At 68.5% G+C, this 18,163-nt stretch carries 15 protein-coding genes; 4 read left to right on the top strand and 11 right to left on the bottom strand.

All coding sequences use genetic code 11. The annotated features are described in order from the left end of the window. Window positions 1-12 precede the first annotated feature (12 nt). Window positions 13-1,251 (bottom strand): cytochrome P450, encoded by a 1,239-nt coding sequence (locus BST38_RS01465; RefSeq protein WP_083141451.1) that lies wholly within the window; start codon window positions 1,249-1,251, stop codon window positions 13-15. Beyond that, window positions 1,248-2,285, bottom strand: a complete 1,038-nt coding sequence (locus tag BST38_RS01460) for an LLM class F420-dependent oxidoreductase (protein WP_181792020.1) — start codon at window positions 2,283-2,285, stop codon at window positions 1,248-1,250. The genes BST38_RS01465 and BST38_RS01460 overlap by 4 nt, the downstream gene beginning before the upstream one ends. A gap of 80 nt (window positions 2,286-2,365) precedes the next feature. Between BST38_RS01460 and BST38_RS01455 the strand changes: the two genes are divergently transcribed. Continuing rightward, entirely contained in the window at window positions 2,366-3,862 is a 1,497-nt protein-coding gene (locus BST38_RS01455; RefSeq protein ID WP_083141450.1) for an acyl-CoA carboxylase subunit beta, read from the top strand. A gap of 44 nt (window positions 3,863-3,906) precedes the next feature. Here the strand turns inward: BST38_RS01455 and BST38_RS01450 are convergent, their stop codons facing one another. From BST38_RS01450 to BST38_RS01425, 6 genes are all read right to left on the bottom strand, one after another. Further along, complete coding sequence (locus BST38_RS01450) at window positions 3,907-4,764, bottom strand: type IV toxin-antitoxin system AbiEi family antitoxin domain-containing protein (RefSeq protein WP_083141449.1); 858 nt, start codon at window positions 4,762-4,764, stop codon at window positions 3,907-3,909. Between the two features lie 91 nt (window positions 4,765-4,855). After that, entirely contained in the window at window positions 4,856-5,905 is a 1,050-nt protein-coding gene (locus BST38_RS01445) for a TIGR03857 family LLM class F420-dependent oxidoreductase (protein WP_083141448.1), read from the bottom strand. Beyond that, the gene (locus BST38_RS01440) at window positions 5,902-6,276 is read right to left on the bottom strand and encodes a nuclear transport factor 2 family protein (RefSeq protein ID WP_083141447.1); all 375 of its coding nucleotides are present in this window, start codon (window positions 6,274-6,276) and stop codon (window positions 5,902-5,904) included. The genes BST38_RS01445 and BST38_RS01440 overlap by 4 nt, the downstream gene beginning before the upstream one ends. Next, window positions 6,273-7,325 carry a phosphotransferase gene (locus BST38_RS01435; protein WP_083141446.1) on the bottom strand — a complete coding sequence of 351 codons (1,053 nt, stop codon included), beginning with the start codon at window positions 7,323-7,325 and terminating at the stop codon, window positions 6,273-6,275. Before BST38_RS01435 ends, BST38_RS01440 begins: the two co-directional genes overlap by 4 nt. Continuing rightward, a complete protein-coding gene (locus BST38_RS01430) occupies window positions 7,322-8,452 on the bottom strand; it encodes an alpha/beta hydrolase (protein WP_083141445.1) in 1,131 nt (376 codons plus the stop codon). Before BST38_RS01430 ends, BST38_RS01435 begins: the two co-directional genes overlap by 4 nt. After that, window positions 8,449-10,089, bottom strand: coding sequence for a flavin-containing monooxygenase (locus tag BST38_RS01425; protein WP_083141444.1), 1,641 nt, complete (start codon window positions 10,087-10,089; stop codon window positions 8,449-8,451). The genes BST38_RS01430 and BST38_RS01425 overlap by 4 nt, the downstream gene beginning before the upstream one ends. 91 nt (window positions 10,090-10,180) lie before the next feature. Here BST38_RS01425 and BST38_RS01420 point away from each other — a divergent pair, with 91 nt between their 5' ends. Next, on the top strand, window positions 10,181-11,197 hold the full coding sequence (locus BST38_RS01420) for an aromatic ring-hydroxylating oxygenase subunit alpha (protein WP_083141443.1): 1,017 nt from the start codon (window positions 10,181-10,183) through the stop codon (window positions 11,195-11,197). 95 nt (window positions 11,198-11,292) lie between these two features. Then, on the top strand, window positions 11,293-12,945 hold the full coding sequence (locus BST38_RS01415) for a medium-chain acyl-CoA ligase Mig (protein WP_083141442.1): 1,653 nt from the start codon (window positions 11,293-11,295) through the stop codon (window positions 12,943-12,945). Here the strand turns inward: BST38_RS01415 and BST38_RS01410 are convergent. After that, window positions 12,932-14,404: a coniferyl aldehyde dehydrogenase gene (locus tag BST38_RS01410; protein ID WP_083141441.1), complete on the bottom strand. Its 1,473-nt coding sequence runs from the start codon at window positions 14,402-14,404 to the stop codon at window positions 12,932-12,934. The two genes, BST38_RS01415 and BST38_RS01410, sit on opposite strands and share 14 nt — an antisense overlap. Then, on the bottom strand, window positions 14,391-15,194 hold the full coding sequence (locus BST38_RS01405) for a coniferyl-alcohol dehydrogenase (RefSeq protein WP_181792019.1): 804 nt from the start codon (window positions 15,192-15,194) through the stop codon (window positions 14,391-14,393). The genes BST38_RS01410 and BST38_RS01405 overlap by 14 nt, the downstream gene beginning before the upstream one ends. A gap of 147 nt (window positions 15,195-15,341) precedes the next feature. Here BST38_RS01405 and BST38_RS01400 point away from each other — a divergent pair, with 147 nt between their 5' ends. Next, complete coding sequence (locus tag BST38_RS01400; protein WP_083141439.1) at window positions 15,342-16,547, top strand: cytochrome P450; 1,206 nt, start codon at window positions 15,342-15,344, stop codon at window positions 16,545-16,547. Between the two features lie 57 nt (window positions 16,548-16,604). Here the strand turns inward: BST38_RS01400 and BST38_RS01395 are convergent, their stop codons facing one another. Then, on the bottom strand, window positions 16,605-18,146 hold the full coding sequence (locus tag BST38_RS01395; protein WP_237160630.1) for an aldehyde dehydrogenase family protein: 1,542 nt from the start codon (window positions 18,144-18,146) through the stop codon (window positions 16,605-16,607). Window positions 18,147-18,163 lie beyond the last annotated feature (17 nt).

Below are 18,163 nucleotides of genomic sequence, written 5' to 3'. Positions count from 1 at the left end.
ACTCGCCGAAGGTCAGCGTGTCAGCTGGTAGCGGATCGGCAGGTGCTTGAGCCCGCCGACGAAGATGGTGGCGATGTGCTCGGGCTTTCCGGCCAGCTCGACCGATGTCAGGCGTGGCAGCAGCTCGGAGAAGAAGCTGTTGATCTCCATGCGCGCCAGCGCCGCACCGAGGCAGAAGTGCACGCCGTAGCCGAACGCGACGTGCTTGTTCGGGTCGCGGCCGACGTCGAAGGTGAACGGATCGGTGAAGATCTCCTCGTCACGGTTTCCGGACGGGTAGGACAGCAGCACCGACTCCCCCGCCGCGATCGGGACACCGCGAACCTCGGTGTCCCGCTGGGCGGTTCGCATGAACTCCTTGACCGGGGTGACCCAGCGGATCATCTCCTCGACTGCCAGCGGCAGCAGATCCGGATTCTGCTGCAGGCGCGCCAGTTGGTCCGGGTTCTCGATCAGTGCCTGCAGGCCACCGGAGATCGTCGCGCTGGTGGTGTCGTGTCCCGCGGTGGCGACGATCAGGTAGTAGGACACCGTGTCGATGTCGGACAGCGGCTCACCGTCGATGCGGGCGTTCGCGATCGCCGACGCCAGGTCCTCGGTCGGGTTCGCGCGCCGGGCCGCGGTGAGCTCGTTGAAGTAGGTGAACATGTCGAACAGCGCGAGCCCACGCTCCTCCATGGTCGTGCCGCGCTGCAGTTCGGCGTCGTCGCTGCCGAACAGTTCCTGGGTGTAGGTCAGCATCCGCCCGAAGTCGGATTCGGGGATGCCCAGCAGTGACATGATCACGTACAGCGGGAAGTTCACCGCGACCTCTTGGACGAAGTCGCATTCGCCGCCGCGGTCGTACATCTGGTCGACGAAGGTCTTGGCGAGTTCGTCGACGCGGACCTTCAACGCGCGCATGGCTTTCGGCCGGAACCAGTCGGCGCCGATGGCGCGCACCTTGCGGTGCTGCGGGTCGTCCATGTGGATCAGCGTGCTGACCCCCATGGTGGCGTGTTGGGCGTCCCCCTCGGCGGTGGTCAGCACCGGCCGCGGCGAATTGGTGAACACCTCGTTGTCCCGCTCGATCGCCATGATGTCGGCGTGCTTGGTGATCGCCCAGAACGGGTTGTAGCCCTCGACGTCGACCCACGAGACGGGCGCGTTGGCTCGCAGGTGGGTCATGGCGGCGTGCAGGCGCTTCTCGTCGGCGTAGGCCGTCGGGTCGGCGAAGACCTTGCCGGCTTCGTCGGCAACTCGAACGCTCATGACGTCTCCTCAGCTTGCAGTTCCGAGACGATGCCGACGACCGTCGACTCGTCGATGGACGGCGGAAAACCCACCAGCACACGGTCGATCAGACCGTCGCAGCGGGCACGGATCTTGTGCACCACCTCGTCGACGGGTGCCACGACGGCGAATTCGGCGAGCATCGCATCGTCGATGAGCGTGCCCATCGTGTCCCACTCGCCCTCGCGCGAGAGCCGGTGCAGCTCGGTCTGAAGGTCGCCCCAGCCGTGCAGCTCGAGCACCCCGCGGTAGGCGGGGGTCGACGCGTAGAACGCGATCTGCTTGCGGGTGGCCACCGCGTTGGCCGCGAGTTCGTCCTCGTCGCGGCCGGTGACCACGAACAGCGGGCTCGACACCACCACGTCGCCGCGCGCGCGGCCGGCCCGCGCGATGCCGCGCTCCAGCGTCGGGATGGTGACCTCACGGACGTAGCGCTGCGTCGAGAACGCGTGTGCGAGCAGCCCGTCGGCGACCTCCCCGCACATCTCGGTCATCCGGTCACCGACCGCGGCGACGAACACCTTGGGGTCGCCGTGGGGGTGCGGCTGCGGTACGAACATCGGCGTCATCAGGGTGTGGGTGTAGAACTCGCCGTCGAACTGCAACCGGGTGCCCTCGCGCCAGCACGCCCAGATCGCGTGCAGCGCCTGCACGAACTCGCGCATCCGGGCCACCGGACGGCTCCACGGCATGCTGAACCGCTTCTCGACATGCGGCTTGATCTGCGACCCGAGTCCGAGCAGCAGCCGGCCCTGCGAATAGTCCTGCAGGTCCCAGCCGATCTGCGCGACGGTCATCGGGTTGCGCGCGAACGCGACCGCGATGCTGGTGCCCAGTTCGATGCGCTCGGTGTGCTCGGCGGCCAACGTCAGCGGCAGGAACGGATCGTGGTTGATCTCGGCCGTCCAGCAGCCGTCGTAGCCGCGCTGTTCCAGGGTTCTCGCGGCGGCGGGAACGTGGGAAAGTTGGCTGACGACGGCAGCGTCCACCTTGAGGCCACCTCCCGCACCCATGCTGGATGAAGCTACAGTAAGCAATTCAGTAAGGTCAACGTTGCGAGCGTCGCGCGTCGCTACAGAACAGGAGACCGTGGATGGCCAAGGCCGAGGACTGGGCGCAAACCCTCGACGAGTTGACGCGCCGCCGTGACCATTCGCGCGCGATGGGCGGCGACGAACGGCTTGCCAAGCATCACGGCAAGGGCAAGCTCGACGCCCGCGGCCGCATCGAGCATCTCCTCGACAAGGGCTCGTTCCGCGAGTTCGGCACGCTGGTCGGCGGTGACATCGCCGCCGACGGGATCGTCACCGGCTCGGGACTGATCGACGGCCGCCCGGTGATGGTCGGCGCCGAGGACTTCACCACGCTCGCGGGCAGCATCGGCCCGGGCGGCAACGCGAAGCGCTACCGGCTGGCCGAACTCGCGCTGCGCGACCGGATCCCGCTGGTGATGTTGCTCGAGGGCGCCGGGTTCCGGCCCAGCGGTGAGCATTACGGCCGCACCCCGACCGATCTGCTGGCCCAGGCGCAGTGCTCGGGCAAGGTTCCGACCGTCGGGGGCCTGTTCGGGCCGTCGGCCGGGCACGGCGCGCTCGTCGCCCCGGTCTGCGACTGGACGATCATGACCAACCAGGGCGCGATCTTCACCGCCGGTCCCCCGGTGGTCAAAGAGTCCACCGGCGAGGAGATCTCGAAGGAGGACCTCGGCGGCCCGTCGGTGGCGCTGGCCAGCGGCGTGATCCACAACCTGGGCGCCGACGACGCCGCGGTGCTCGACGACATCCGCCGCTACCTGTCGTACTTCCCGTCCAGTGCGTGGTCGTATCCGGTCCCGGCGCCCACCGATGAGACCGCGGGCCGGCGGGCCACCCCCGAACTGCTCGACATCGTGCCGCGCGGCAACCGTCAGGTCTACGACATCCGCAAGGTGCTCGACGTCGTGTTCGACGACACCGACTGGTTCGAGGTGCAGCCGAAGTTCGGCCCGGCGATGATCACCGCGCTGGCGCATCTGGGCGGCCACCCCGTCGCGGTGGTGGCCAACCAGCCCAAGGTGCTCGCCGGGTCCATCGACGCCGACGCCGCCGACAAGGCCGCGCATTTCATCACGGTCGCCGACGCGTTCCACCTGCCGATCGTGTTCCTCGCCGACAACCCGGGCATGCTGCCCGGCAGCCGCTCCGAGAAGACCGGTGTACTGCGCAGCGGCGCAAGGATGTTCGCCGCCCAGACGGCCGCGACGACGATCAAGCTGCACGTGACGCTGCGCAAGGCGTACGGCTTCGGCTCGATGGTGATGTCGCTGCTCGGCTTCGACAACCAGAGCGCGACGTTCGCCTATCCGGGGGCGACGATGGGGGCCATGAGCGCCGCGGCGCTGAGCAAGGCCTCACACGCCACCGAGGATCTCGAGGCCAAGCTGCGCCAGGCCGAGGTGGACGCGTCGTTCCGGTCTGCCGGCCATCTCGGCTTCGACGACCTGATCCATCCCGAGGAGACCCGCGACGTGCTGATCGACGCACTGGAGCGGGGGCTCTACAGCCGTCAGGCGGTCGCGCAGCCGGTCGCCCGCACCGTCATCACGCCCTAGCCCGTTGCGATTTCGGCGCACTTCGCCAACGGCTGGTTGACCAACTACGCCCGAATCGCGGCACGGATCGTGGCGATCACCTGTTCGGGATACTCGGTGAGATCCAGCCAGGTGAAGCGCAGCACCTGCCAGCCGTTCAGCGCGATGGCGTTCTGTCGTGTTCGGTCGCTGTGGAAGGTCGTCTGGTCGACGTGGAAAGCCCAGCCGTCCACTTCGATCACCACCCGTGCATCGCGGAAGAGCACATCGACGACATATTTCCCAAGTCGCACATTACTGCGCCATCCGCTGATATCGGCTGCTCGCAACAGTTTCAGAAGAATCCGCTCGCCTTCCGAGTGTGCGCCGTCGGCGGCGGCCCGCAGCAGGATGCGCGCCGCCGGCGAACCGTGGCGCCCCGTGTTGCGCAGGTGGGCGGTCCACAGCTGCGGCAGTGTCGAGTCACCCTGGAGCGCGCGGTCCATGAGTCCGCGGTTGCCGCGGCCACGCACCGCCGCCTCGATCGCCGTCAGGGGCAGCGACGTCACCCGCAGTCCCCTGCGCTCGACCACGTCGGCTGCTGCGAGATCGCGTCGGCGCGGGCGCGCACCGTCACGCTGACGCCCGCTGCTGCTGCGGGGTACCGTCACCTCGACGACATCGGGCGCGAAGCGGGTCAGCCCGTGCCACCACGCTGCGGCCAGTCCGCTGGCGGCTGCACATTCGCCGAAGGACCACACCGCGGACCGGATACGCGCCGCGTCGGTGAACGGGCGGTCGTCGACGAAGTAGACACCACGCGCACACCGGCGCCACGCCCCGGCGTTCACACGCTGGTGCACCGACTGCCTGCTCAGGCCTGCCCGGTTCGCCTGCGCCAAGGTGATAACCCCGTCGTGGGAGCGGAGCAATTCGTTGAGCACACCGGATCAGACGCGCGACAGAGCCGGCAGGTTCCGTTCCTCGCGATTTCGGCGTAGTTCGCCAATCTGACGTTGACCGACTACGCCCAAATCACGCCCGATAGGCGGCGACGATCGGTTCCAGCTCGTCGGGGGTGGCGCCGTGCATGATCACCGCATCGGCACCGTAGTCGAACTCCTTGCGCACCCGGTCGGCGCACTGCTGCGCTGAACCGGTCGCCGAGGGCTCCAGCCACTCGTCGGGGATCAACGTCGCGATGTGCTCGATCTGCTCGGCGGTCGCCTTGTGGTCGATGCCGCCGGGGACGGACTGCACTACCTTGTCGTCGCGGAACCGTTGCAGCACAGCGGGATCCCAGCCGTTGGTGTTGACCAGCAGATCACCGTAGCCCTGCAGGTAGGTGGCCAGCCGGGCCACGGTCTTCTTCAGCCGCAACTCCTCGGGCAGGTGGTCGCCGACGGTCGCGAAGCACGACCACACCCGTACCGACGCCGGGTCCCGGCCGGCCTTCTCGGCCGCGTCCTTGACGGTCTTGACGGCGCGCTGCAGTGTCTCCGGGGTGAAGTAGGTGTGCAGGATGACGTCGTCGAACTCGCGGCCGCCGAGCGCCAGGGTCTGCGGACCGAACGCGACGATCGCCAGCCGGATGTCCTCGCGGAACTCGGGATCGAGGAACAATATCTGGTATTTGCCGAGCGGTCCGTCGTGGTTGAAGATCATCTCGCCGTGCCAGAGCTTGCGCATCACCTGCGCGAAGTCCTCCATCTGCGCGGTGGTCACCGCCGGGATGCCGAACGCGTTGTAGATCGCGCCGATACCCCGGCCGATGCCGAGGGTGAAGCGCCCGCCCGACAGCCGGTGCATCGTGGTCGCCCAGGAGCCGGTGATCAGCGGATGGCGGGTGTTGTGGTTGGTGGCCGCGGTCGCGATCCGCATCCGGCTGGTGACCGCGAGTGCCGCGCCGGTCAGCGACGACGCCTCCTTGACGTTCCAGCGTTCGGAGATGAAACCGGTGCCGAAGCCCAGTTCCTCACCGCGGCGCGCCTCGTCCATCAGCGTTGCCGGGCCCTCACCTCCGGCGCCGGCCAGCAGGTAGTAGCCCAGTTCGTCCAATGTGTTCGTCACGCCGCTGCGCGTCATGCCCAGATCCCTTGTTTGTAGCCGCAATTCCAGACCTCGGTGATCCTGCCATCGACGACCCGGAAAATCTCCATGCTGCCGATCGTGGTCTCCGTGCCGTCCTTGAGCTTCATCGGGGACTGGTACACGATCGCGACGTGCTCACCGTCGTCGCCGGCGACCACCAGGTTCAGGTCGAAGCGGATGGACTCGAACATCGCCCAGTGGTCGACCACCCGGGCCACCGCCTGCTCGTGGGTCAGTGTCGTGGACTCCCCCACGTCGTGGCGGATCACGGTGTCACCGAGCAGTTCGTCGGCGAGGGCGAAGTCGCGCTCGTTCCAGACCACCAGGTTGTACTGCTCGACCACCTCACGGGCAGTGCGGGTCATGCGAACACCTCCACGGTATCGATGTCGTCGGCGGCGGCGATGGCGCGTGAGGTCAGCTCGAGGCACAACGCCCGGGACCGCTCCGGCAGCGCGTCCCATCCGACCAGGGTGATCACCGGAAGCACCATCAGGTACCCCACCGCGAAGCGGTAATGCCGCCACGCGTCGTCGAACCGGTAAGGCACGCCGAGCAATCCGAGGTACTCGCGCACCAGGGCCTCGTCGTGACCGCGCCGCACACCGGTCGGTAACCCCTGGCTGACGAGATAGGCGATGTCGGCGGCCCCGCTGCCCACGGACGCGAACTGGAAGTCGACGATCTTGAGCCGGTCACCGGCGAAGAACATGTTGTCCGCGCGGATGTCGCCGTGCAGCAGCATCGAGTGCTCCACCAGGGCCGCCAGTGCTTGCGGGGCCAGCTCGGCGAACCGGTCGGCGAACCGCGCGACCCGCCGCGGCACCGACGCGCCCGACTTGTCGCGGTAGATCTGCCAGCCCGCCGCGAACGCTGGCACCAGCAGGTCCCGCACGATCGGCGTCGACAGGCTCGGAAAGTGCTGCAGTGCAGCGCAGTTGGCCGGGTCGACGGACCAGGTGTGCAAGCCTGCCAGGTGTGCGACGGCCATCCGCGTCTGCTCGATGGTCAGCCCGGCGAGGTGGTCGGCGTTGTCCCACTCCCTCAGGTCTTCGAGCAACAGCACGAAGTCGACCGCGTCCTCGGCGATCCGCGCCACGTGGACATGCGGGGTGTCCAGGGGGGCGCGGCCGGCCACGTGTCGGTAGAACGCCAGCTCGCGCCGGTATCCGCCGAGCAGTTCCATCGCGCCGCGCGCCTCGGATTCGGCGGGCAGCTTGGCGATGATCGTCTCGGGCACGCCGTCACCGGTCAGGTGCAGCCGGTACAGCAGCGACGAGAACCCCGAGTCGGCGGCGATCCGTTCGGCCCGCACCCCGGACACGCACAGGTCGGCGGGCAGCGTGGTGTCGCCGCGCAGCGCCTGGGTGAGCCAGTCCGGCGTCAGGTCGTCGACGCCGCCGGGCACCGTCACCGCCCGCCTCCCGAATCCGGCTGGCGCGCAGCGACTCCGCGGAGGAACTCCGAGGAGGCCGCGTGCACGCCCGGTGCGAACAGATGCCCGACGTGGCTGCCCTGGTGCCAGTACAGCTGCCCACCCCATCGCTCGTGCAGTGCGAGCGCGGGTTCGCGCATCGCCATCTGATCGTGCCAGGCGCCGACGATCAGCCGCCGCCGCGGGGCCGCCGACGGCTCGACGGCCTGGTAGTCGACGGCTGACGACAACCGCGCGACGACGTCAGAGCTCAGCAGCGCGACGGTGTCGTCGACCGCGGCTCCCCACCGGCCGAGATGCGCGGCGATCATCGCGTTGAGCCCGAAGATCGGCGTGTACACCGCGACCGCGTCGACCGGCTCGAGGTGGGAGACCAGCCCGGCCACCGGGCTTCCCATCGACACCCCGGCGACGGCGAGCGCGGTGGCCTGCGGGCGCAGCCAGCGCACCAGAGCCCGCACCTCGGAGACGACCCGCAGCATGCCGGCGACGTTGGCCAGCGGGTCCATGTTCGGGTATTCCGGCCACGCGTTCGCGCGCACCCCGCAGCCGGGCTGTACCGGCAGCGCGACGTTGAAGCCGAGTTCCTGCTGGATCCACCGGGCGCGTGAGACCAGCAGATCGAAGGGCTGGCCCTGACCCGCACCATGCACCCACACCAACCAGGGTCTGCGCTCGGAGTCGCTGCGGCACACGTGCACGACCGCCGTCGCCTTGCCGCCGAATCCCTCCGCGGCCAGCGTGCCCGGCAGGTGCGGATCGTGGTCGAACGTGAGCTGCTCGTAGCGGTGCCGGCCGAACCGGCGCCGGCGCAGCGACCCGATGTCGACGGGATCGGGTTCGGCGTTGGCGCCGGCCACGCCGAGGGCGGCCAGCTCCTCTGCGGCCGCCGCACACGAGGCGACCGAGCGTTCCAGTTTCGGCGGCGGTGCGGTCAACGTCATCCCGGTCAGCGCCAGTTCGTCGAGGGCCACCTCGCCGAGTTGCCGGATTCCCGCCACCGACAACGGGTTCCACGATCCGGATGCGACGACTGCGCCGTGTGCGCGGGGCAGCACCCCTGCGAGGTCGGCGCCGATCCGCAAGAGACGCTCGGAGGTCTTCACGCGAGGGTGAACCCCGCGTAGTCCTGCGCGGCGATCTCGTCGCACTGCCTGCGGTATTCGGGTATGCCGGCGGTGTAGCCCATGTACCGGCGCTTCTTACCCGGCACGTTGCCGCCGTTGTACCAGGAGTTGCACGACGGATGCACCAGCACGGTGGATTCGACGATCGCGGCAGCCTGATCCATCCAGTTCTGTTGCGCGTCGGGCTGCGCTTCGATGGTCCGGTAGCCGTGCCGGCGCAGATAGGAGACACACGCGCCGATCCACTCCACGTTCTGCTCCATCGCGGCGACGAAATTCGCTGCCGCCGAGGGGCTCCCGGGCCCCTGGATGGTGAAAAGGTTCGGGAAGCCGGCGACGGCCAACCCGAGATAACTCAACGGCCCCTCGGTCGCCCAGAACTCGCCGAGCGATGCGGCGTCGCGTCCGCGGACGTCGATGCGGCTCAGCGCACCGGTCATCGCGTCGAAGCCGGTCGCATACACGATCACGTCGAGTTCGTGGACGCCGCTCCCGATTTCGCTGCCGGTTTTGATGCCGGTGGGCAACACCGACACGATCGGGTCGGTGCGCAGGTCGACCAGCGTCACGTTGTCGCGGTTGTAGGTCTGGTAGTAGCCCTGGTCGATGATCGGCCGCTTGCACGCGAACGGATGGCTCGGGGTCAGCGCCCGCGCGGTGGCGGGATCGGTGACGATGCGGGCGACCGCTTCGCCGTAGAGTTCGGCGGCCATCCGGTTGGCCTCGATGTCGAAGAACAGATCGCCCCAGTCCAGCGCGCCCATGATGCCGCGTTCCTCGACGGCGCGGATCCGGTCCTCGCGCGATGCGGATTTCAGCGGCGGTTTGGCCAGCATCTCCAGCAGCACCGAGAACGCGCTGAGCCGGGCGGCGCCGACCGGGTGTTCGCGCTGGGCGGCCCGGATCTGCGGGTACTGCGCCTTGAGTTCGTCGAGTTCACCCGGGGCGAAGGGACGCACCGTCCACGGCAGCGTGTAGGCCGGTGACCGCTGGAACACGGTGAGGTGGCCGGCTTCCTCGGCGACCACCGGGATCAGCTGCACCCCGGTGGATCCGGTGCCGACCACGCCGACACGCCGGCCGCGCAGGTCCGCACCGGCCTCGGGCCAGCGGCTGGTGAACAGCGACGTGCCTGCGAAGGTGTCCATGCCGGGGATCGTCGGTTCCAGTGGGACGGACAGGATGCCGGTGGCCGCGATCAGAAACGGCGCCGCGTACGACTCGCCCGCCGCCGTGGCCACCAGCCATTCGCACGCGGTCTCGTCGAAGGTCATCGCGACGACGTCGGTGTCGAACGCGATGTCGCGGCGCAGATCGAGCCGGTCGGCGACGAAGTTCAGATACGCCTCGATCTCGGGCTGGGTCGGCATGGTCTCGGTCCACACCCACTCCTGCTGGATCTCGTCGGAGAAGCTGTACGAGTACTCGATGCTCTCGATGTCGCAGCGCGCGCCCGGATACCGGTTGAACAGCCAGGTGCCGCCGACGTTGTGCGCGCGCTCGAGCACCCGGACGCGCAGGCCCAGTCCACGCAGATGGTGCAGCGCGTAGAGGCCGGAGAAACCGGCGCCGACGACGATCGCGTCGTAACGCGCAGGGCCTGGTTCGATCGTCACTGTTCCTCCGGGCTCGACATACTGTCGCTGTTACAGTAACGATGTCCGCAGATACGCGTGAGTAGATCCGGCCGATCGGCGAGGAGTCGACATGAAAGTCCCGTTCACGTGGAAGGTCACCGGATGGTTCATGATCGGGTGGTCCGCCGAGTACGAGGTCGGCGACGTCAAGGCGCTCCGGTACTTCGGTGAGGATCTGGCCGTCTATCGCGACGAATCCGGCGTTCTGCATGTGCTGGAGGCGCACTGCAAGCACCTCGGCGCGCACATCGGGCACGGCGGCACGGTGGTCGGCGACTGCGTCGAGTGCCCGTTCCACGGTTGGCGCTGGGGCCCCGACGGCGACAACACCTACATCCCGTACCAGCCCGACCGGCCCAACAAGGGCCTCAGACTTCGGTCCTATCCGGTCAGGGAGCAGTACGGCTGCATCTTCATCTGGTACCAGCCCAACGGTGACCCGCCGCGGTGGGAGATGCCGGACATCTTCTTGAAGTTCCCGCAGTTCGAGACCGACCCCGCCGCGTACTACCGCCCGTACCCGGAGTTCTCCCGGCGTGCCGACGGAATCCCCGTGCACCCGCAGATCGTCGCCGAGAACGGCCCGGACAGTTCGCATTTCCGGTATGTGCACAAGGCGACGGTCACCCCGGTGTGTCTGCACTGGGAGCACGTCGACGAGGAGTGGCGGTTCCTGACCGGCTGGCCCGATGTACGCAGCGACGACCCGGACAAGATGGCGCTGAAGATCCACAGCCACTACAGCGGTCTCGGGTTCGCGATGAGCGCGTTCGAGGGCTCGTCTAACCACCGCCTGATCTTCGCGTGCACCCCGGTCGACGACGAGGTGTCGGACATGTTCTATTCGATCTGGTGGCCCAAGGTGGCCGGCGAGACGTCGGACGTGCCCCCGCCGGAGGTCCGCGAGAAGGTCGAACGCCAGTTCCTCAAGACGGTGTGGGAGGACGTCGACATCTGGGAGCACCAGAAGTACATCGAGAACCCGCCGCTGGCCAAGATCGACGCGAAACCCTATATGGCGATGCGTAAGTGGGCCCAGCAGTTCTACGAGGTGCCGCCGGTCGGCGATCCCGTGGCCACCCGGTGAGCATTCCGCTCGCCCAGCCCGGGGCGCGCCCTTGACCATACAACTTTGCGCTATCTGTCTACCTGGCGTGCACGCGGCAGTCTAGAGTCCATCGCATGACCGAGCCGACTCAGTTCACCGTCCCGGCCGCCGCCGATGCCATCGCCGCAGTGATCGGCGATCGGGAGTTCATCGTCCAGGGATCGCGCCGCTTCACCTACTCGCAGATCATCGAGCGCTCGAATCGGCTGGCGACGTTCCTGCACGCCCAGGGCCTCGGCTGCCATGTCGAGCGCGGCGCGCTGCAGGGGCATGAGACCGGGCAGGACCTGCTCGGCATCTACGCCCACAACGGCCCCGAGTACGTCGAAGGCATGCTGGGCGCCTGGCGGGCCCGCGTCGCGCCGTTCAACGTGAACTACCGCTACGTCAAGAGCGAGCTGCAGTACCTGCTGTCGGACTCCGGCGCGACCGCGCTGCTCTACCACGCCGCGTTCGCACCCCGGCTGGCCGAGGTGCTGCCCGACCTTCCCGCGCTCAAGGTGCTGATCCAGATCGCCGACGACTCCGGCAACGAACTGCTGCCCGGCGCAGTCGATTACGAATCCATCGTGGCCGACGGGCCCACCGACCCGCCGCCGGTGGAGCCGTCCCCCGACGATCTGTACGTGCTCTACACCGGCGGGACCACCGGCATGCCCAAGGGCGTGCTGTGGCGCCAGCACGACATCTTCATGACCTCGTTCGGCGGGCGCAGCCTCTACACCGGCGAGCTCGTCTCGACCCTCGACGACATCGCCACCCGTTGCGCCGACGCTCCCACGTCGACACTGATGGTGCTGCCGCCGCTGATGCACGGCGCCGCCCAGTGGGCCGTCTTCACCGCGATGAACACCGGCCAGACCGTGGTGTTCTCGGCGGTCGCCGACCATCTCGACGTCGACGACGTGGTCGCGACGATCGAGCGGGAGAAGGTGCTGGCCGTGACCGTGGTCGGTGACGCGATGGCGCGCCCACTGGCCGACGCGTTCGAGCGCACCAGCGCCGACCTGTCGTCGCTGGCGGTGGTGGCCAACGGCGGCGCCCAACTGACCCCGACGGCCAAACAGCGTCTGATCGACGTCAAGGAGAACCTGATGGTGGTCGACGGCGTCGGCTCCTCGGAGACCGGCGCGCAGATGACGCACCTGTCGGCCCCCGGTGCGGTGTCGACCGGCAAGTTCACCGCGGGCCCCGACACCTTCGTCGCGGCAGAGGATCTCGGCTCGATCCTGAGCCCCGGTCACGAGGACATGGGATGGCTGGCGCAGCGCGGGTACGTTCCGCTCGGCTACAAGGGTGACGCGACGAAGACCGCGGCGACGTTCCCCGTCATCGACGGGGTGCGCTACTCGATCCCCGGCGACCGCGCGCGCCACCTCGCCGATGGGGCCGTCGAACTGCTGGGCCGCGACTCGGTCACGATCAACTCCGGCGGCGAGAAGATCTTCGCCGAGGAGGTCGAGTCGGCGATCGCGTCGCATCCGGCCGTCGCCGACGTGGTGGTCGCGGGCCGCCCCAGCGAGCGCTGGGGACAGGAGGTGGTCGCCGTCGTCGCACTGGCCACCGGCGCGCAGGCCACCGCCGAGGACCTCATCGAGCATGCGTCGACGGTGATCGCGCGCTACAAACTGCCGAAAGCCGTGGTGTTCCGGCCGGTCATCGAGCGCAGCCCGGCAGGCAAGGCCGACTACCGGTGGGCCCGCGAACAGGCGGTCAGCGCCTCCTGAGCCGACTGAGCCTTTTGTGCGTCCGGCGGTGCGCCATGCGCAGCGCCAACGCGGTGGTCAACCGCATCGACGGCGGGAACGGCGGTGCCGCCCGGCCGGTGATGGTGAACGGAAGGTCGCTGCCGACCACCGTGCGGTAGTGGCTGAACGCGTCGAATCCCGCCTTGCCGTGGTAGGCCCCGATCCCGCTGCGGCCCACCCCGCCGAACGGTGCCGCCGACGGGATCATCTGCGCGGCGAAGTCGTTGCGCGCGACGCCGCCGCTGCGGGTACGGGCGACGAACGACCGGAAATCGGCGCTGTCGGGCCCGAACCAGTACGCCACCAGCGGTGCGGGCCGCGCGTTGACGTAGTCGACCACCTCGGCCAGCCGTTCGTAGGTGCGGATCGTCAGCACCGGCCCGAACGTCTCCTCGTCGGCCAGGCGCATGCCGTCGTCCACGTCGCGCACCAGGGTCGGGGCGATCTTGCGGGTGGCCCGGTCGGGCAGCGTCTCCCCCGGCGGCGAAACCGTCTCGACCCGTGCGCCTTTGGCGCGCGCGTCCTCGACCAGCCCGACGACACGGTCGAAGTTGGCCTCGTTCACCGACGAGCAGTAGTCGTCGTTGGCGATGACGGTCGCGAACATCGCCCGCCAGGTGTCGCGAACCGTGGCGACGAACAGTTCGGCGTGTTTCGCCGGCACGAACACGTAGTCCGGGCACACGCACACCTGGCCTCCGTTGATCATGCGGCCCTGGGCGATTCGGGTCGCGGCGCGGCCGATGTCGGCGTCGGGGCCGACCACGACCGGGTTCTTCCCGCCGAGTTCGAGCGTCACCGGCACCAGGTTGGCCGCCGCGGCCTGTCCGACCAGGGCCCCGACCGTCGGCGAACCGGTGAAGAACAGATGGTCGAACGGCAGCGCGGCGAACGCGGCGCCGACCTGTGCATCGCCGGTGATCACGGCCAGTTCGGCCGGGTCGAAATACGTCGGCGCCAACTCGGCCATCAGCCCGGCCGTGCGCTGGGTGACCTCCGACATCTTGATCATCACGCGGTTACCCGCGGCGAACGCCGCCGCGGCGGGCAGGATCACCAGGTTCAGCGGGAAGTTCCAGGGTCCGATGATGCCGACGACGCCCAGCGGGCACGGCTGCACCTCGGCGCGCAGGCCGAGCCGGCCGGCGGGGCGCATCAGCCTGGTCGGCTTCATCCATTGCCGGACATGGGATCTGGTGTGCTCGATCACCGAGATCATGCCCATGATCTCGGTGAATAGGGTCGCGGCTCGCGGCCTGGTGCCGAAGTCCTCGGCCATCGCGTCGGCGAACGCGTCGGCGTTGTCGAGAACCAGCGCCAGCAGGCGGTCGATGCGGTTGCGCCGCAACGCGACATCCGGGGGTCCGTCGCCCAGGAACGCCGCCCGCTGGCGTGCCAGCACCGCTGCCATCGGGTCGGCCATCTCAGACCCGCGCATCCACCGGCATCGGATGCACGAGTGCGGTGTTGAATCCGCCGTCGACCTGAATGTCCTGACCGTTGATCCAGCGCGCCTGCGGTGACGCCAGGAAGCCGATGGCCGGGGTCATGTCGTCGACCGTGCCGTGCCGCCCGATGGTGGCGCGCACGCCGTCGAGCATCTCCTTGCCCATCGCCTTCTCGAAATCACCGAGAATCGGTGTCTCGGTGGGGCCGGGGCTGACGGTGTTGACCCGCACCCCGTGCTCGCGCCACGCGAGGCCGGACAGGCGCTTGGCGTACAGCACCAACGCCTGTTTGGACAGGTAATAGGCCATCGCAGGTTCCTGCGCGGCGAGCCAACGCTGCACGGACGCGGCGTCTTTCGCGTCGAGCAGTCCGGCCAGCAGGTCGGTGTTGCTCTCCCAGCCGAGCGCCGCCGTCGAGGCCACCGCGACCATGGCGCCGCCGCGGTTCATCCGTGGCAGCATGCCGTCGAGCATCAGCCGGGCGCCCAGGTAGTTGACCGTCAGCACGTCACCGGGATCGGCGGTGCCGGGAATCCCGGCGACGTGTGCCAGCACATCCCAGCCGGTGCCGATCTGTGCGAGCGCCGCGTCGACCTGGTCGTGGTCGCGCAGATCGCAGACCAGCCATTCGGCGACGGGAAGGCTGCGGGGCCTGGCGTCGACGGCCAGCACGTGATCGCCGCGGGCCTGGAACCACCGCGCCGTCGCGGCGCCGATTCCCGAGCCGGCACCGACCACCACGACGCGGCGCGCATCTGCGGACAACGCTTCTACGGACATCGTTGAGCCCTCCTGCCGATCCGCTGCGCAGCGGCCGCAGCAGAGTCTAGTGACTTCTACTGTAATTCTTACAGTTTTGCCGCCGGGATGGTTCGGCAGGCTGAAACAGCGCTGTACAGCCAATACTGTAAGCGTTACAGTATCGGGATGGAGACTCCGGTTCAGGATGTCGCGAAGGACGAGCCCATCGACCTGCGCGACCCCTACCCGATGTTCGCCCGCCGGCGCGGCGAGGGCGGTGTGTTCCGGGGTTCGGTGATGGACTGGTCGAAGACCCCCGAGTCTCTCAAACCCGAGAACCTCTATGCCGCAATGTCCTTCGATGCGGTCAACCGGGTCTTCCGGGACGGCAAGACGTTCAATTCGAAGATCTACGACTCCACCATCGGACTCTTCATCGGGCCGACGATCCTCGCGATGGAGGGCAAACCGCACTGGGAGCACCGCAACCTCGTCTCGGCGGCGTTCAAGTCGCGTTCGCTGGCGCGTTGGGAACCCGAGATCGTGCGCCCCGTCGTCAACGGCCTGGTCGACGAGTTCATCGACAAGGGTGAAGCGGACCTGGTGCGCGACTTCACCTTCGAGTTCCCCACCCGCGTCATCTCCCGGCTGCTGGGGCTGCCGGAGGAGGATCTGCCGTGGTTCCGCAAGCGCGCGGTGGAGCTGATCAGCTACACGGTCAGGTACAAGCGCGCGTTCGAGGCGTCCGCGGCGCTGAAGGAGTATTTCCTGACGCAGATCGACAAACGCCGGTCCGCACCGACCGAGGACATCATCGGCGACCTGGTGTCGGCCGAGATCGACGGTGAACGACTGTCCGACGAGGCCATCTACTCGTTCCTGCGACTGCTGTTGCCCGCGGGCCTGGAGACCACCTACCGGTCGTCGGGCAACCTGCTGTATCTGCTGCTGACGCACCGCGATCAGTTCGACGCCGTGTGCGCGGACCACGAACTGATCGCACCCGCGATCGAGGAGGGGCTGCGCTACGAGACGCCGCTGACCACCGTGCAGCGGTTCGCGACCGAGGCCACCGAGATCGACGGCGTCGAGATCCCGGCTGGTTCGGTGATCGATGTGTGCATCGGTGCGGCCAACCGGGACGACGCGCGCTGGGAACATCCCGAGCGGTTCGACATCTTCCGCACGCGCGTGCCGCACCTCTCGTTCGCCGCGGGGGAACACACCTGCATGGGGCTGCACCTGGCCAGGATGGAGACGAGGGTGGCCGTCGAGACGCTGCTGACCCGCCTCACCGACATCGAGTTGCGCACCGACGGCGATCCGCACATCCACGGTCAGCCATTCCGGTCCCCGACCGCGATCCCGGTGCGGTTCACCCCCGCGAAATAGCATTCCGGGTTGCGCTCGGACCCCACATCACCACCCTGGCTTCACACTCGCGGGGGCTCAGCCCTGCCGCCGTTCACGACGCGCGATGGTCTTGGTCTCCAGATACTGCGCGAACCCCTCGATGCCGCACTGACGTCCGATACCGCTGCTCTTGTAGCCGCCGAACGGTGCGTCGGCGCCGTAGAACATGCCACCGTTCACGCCGAACGCGCCGGTGCGAATCCGCCGCGCGATCGCCATACCGCGCTCGGCCGAGCGCGACATCACCGCTCCGGCAAGGCCGAACGCGCTGTCGTTGGCCAGTCGCACCGCGTCGTCGTCATCGTCGAACGGCAACAGCACCAGCACCGGTCCGAACACCTCCTGCTGTGCGATCGCGGCGCTGTTGTCGACTCCGGTGATCACGGTGGGCGCGACGTAGTGCCCGCCGGCCAGATGCTCCGGCAGCCCGGCCACCTCTCCCCCGCCCGCCACGATCTCGGCGCCGTCGCGGCGGGCACCGTCGATCGCGGCCAACACCCGCTCCTTCTGCGCGGCACTGATGAGGGGCCCGACCAGCGTACCCGAGTTCACCGGATCCCCCACCGGCACAAACTGATACGCGGTGGCGATCTCGGCGACGGCCTGGTCGTAGAGCGACCGGTGGACCAGCATCCGGCTGGTCGCCGCGCACGCCTGCCCGGCGTGCACACAGACCCCGACCGCGGTCGGCACGATCACGGCGGGGTTCGCGTCGTCGAGCACGATCGCCGCCGATTTCCCGCCGAGCTCGAGGAACATCCGCTTCATCGACTCCGCGCCCTGGCGCATCAACAACTTCCCGACGGCCGTCGAGCCGGTGAACGACACCAGGTCCACCCGCGCATCGGTGCCCAGCAGGCCGGCGACATCGTTGGACGGCGTCGTCACCACGTTCACGACACCGGCGGGGATGTCGGTCTTCTCGGCGATCAGGCGTCCCAACCGGGTCGCGTTCCACGGTGTGTGCGGGTCGGGTTTGAGGACGACGGTGTTGCCCGCCGCCAGCGCGGGACCGAGCTTGTTCAGGATGACCTCGATCGGGAAGTTCGACGGTGTCACCGCCGCGACCACCCCGACGGCCTCCTTGACCACAGTGCGAACGTTCCGGTCCCCGAACAGGCCGCCGCCGTCGAGGACGCGCTCCCACTCGAAGTCGTCGATCAGACCCGCCGGATAGCGCAGCGATTCCGCCAGCGGCCAATCCAGCTGCGCCGACTCGGTGGTCATCACCGGGCAGCCGACCTCGGCGACGAGTTCGGTTCGCAGGTCCTCTTTTTCACCCTCGATGGCTGCCTGTAGCTGCTGCAGGCAGCGCTTGCGCAACTCCCTGTTCGTGGACCAGTCGGTGGTGTCGAACGCACGGCGGGCGGCGGCGATCGCCCGGTCCATGTCGTCGCCGTCCGCGGCGGCCGTGACCCCCAGCAGTGCCCCCGTCGCCGGGCTGTGGTTGTCGAACGTCGCACCGGAGGCGGCCCCGGCCAGTTCCCCGTCGATCAGCATGCGGCTTTCGGCGTGCCGCGCCGCGCGCTCGCCCCACTGCACGCTCGTGTCGGCACGTTCCGCGGCGGTGGAGCTCACCTGACACCTCCGGTGGC

The sequence above is a fragment of the Mycolicibacterium parafortuitum genome (assembly GCF_002086815.1).
GTDB lineage: Bacteria > Actinomycetota > Actinomycetes > Mycobacteriales > Mycobacteriaceae > Mycobacterium > Mycobacterium parafortuitum.
This window is presented reverse-complemented; position numbering and strand designations above follow the sequence as displayed.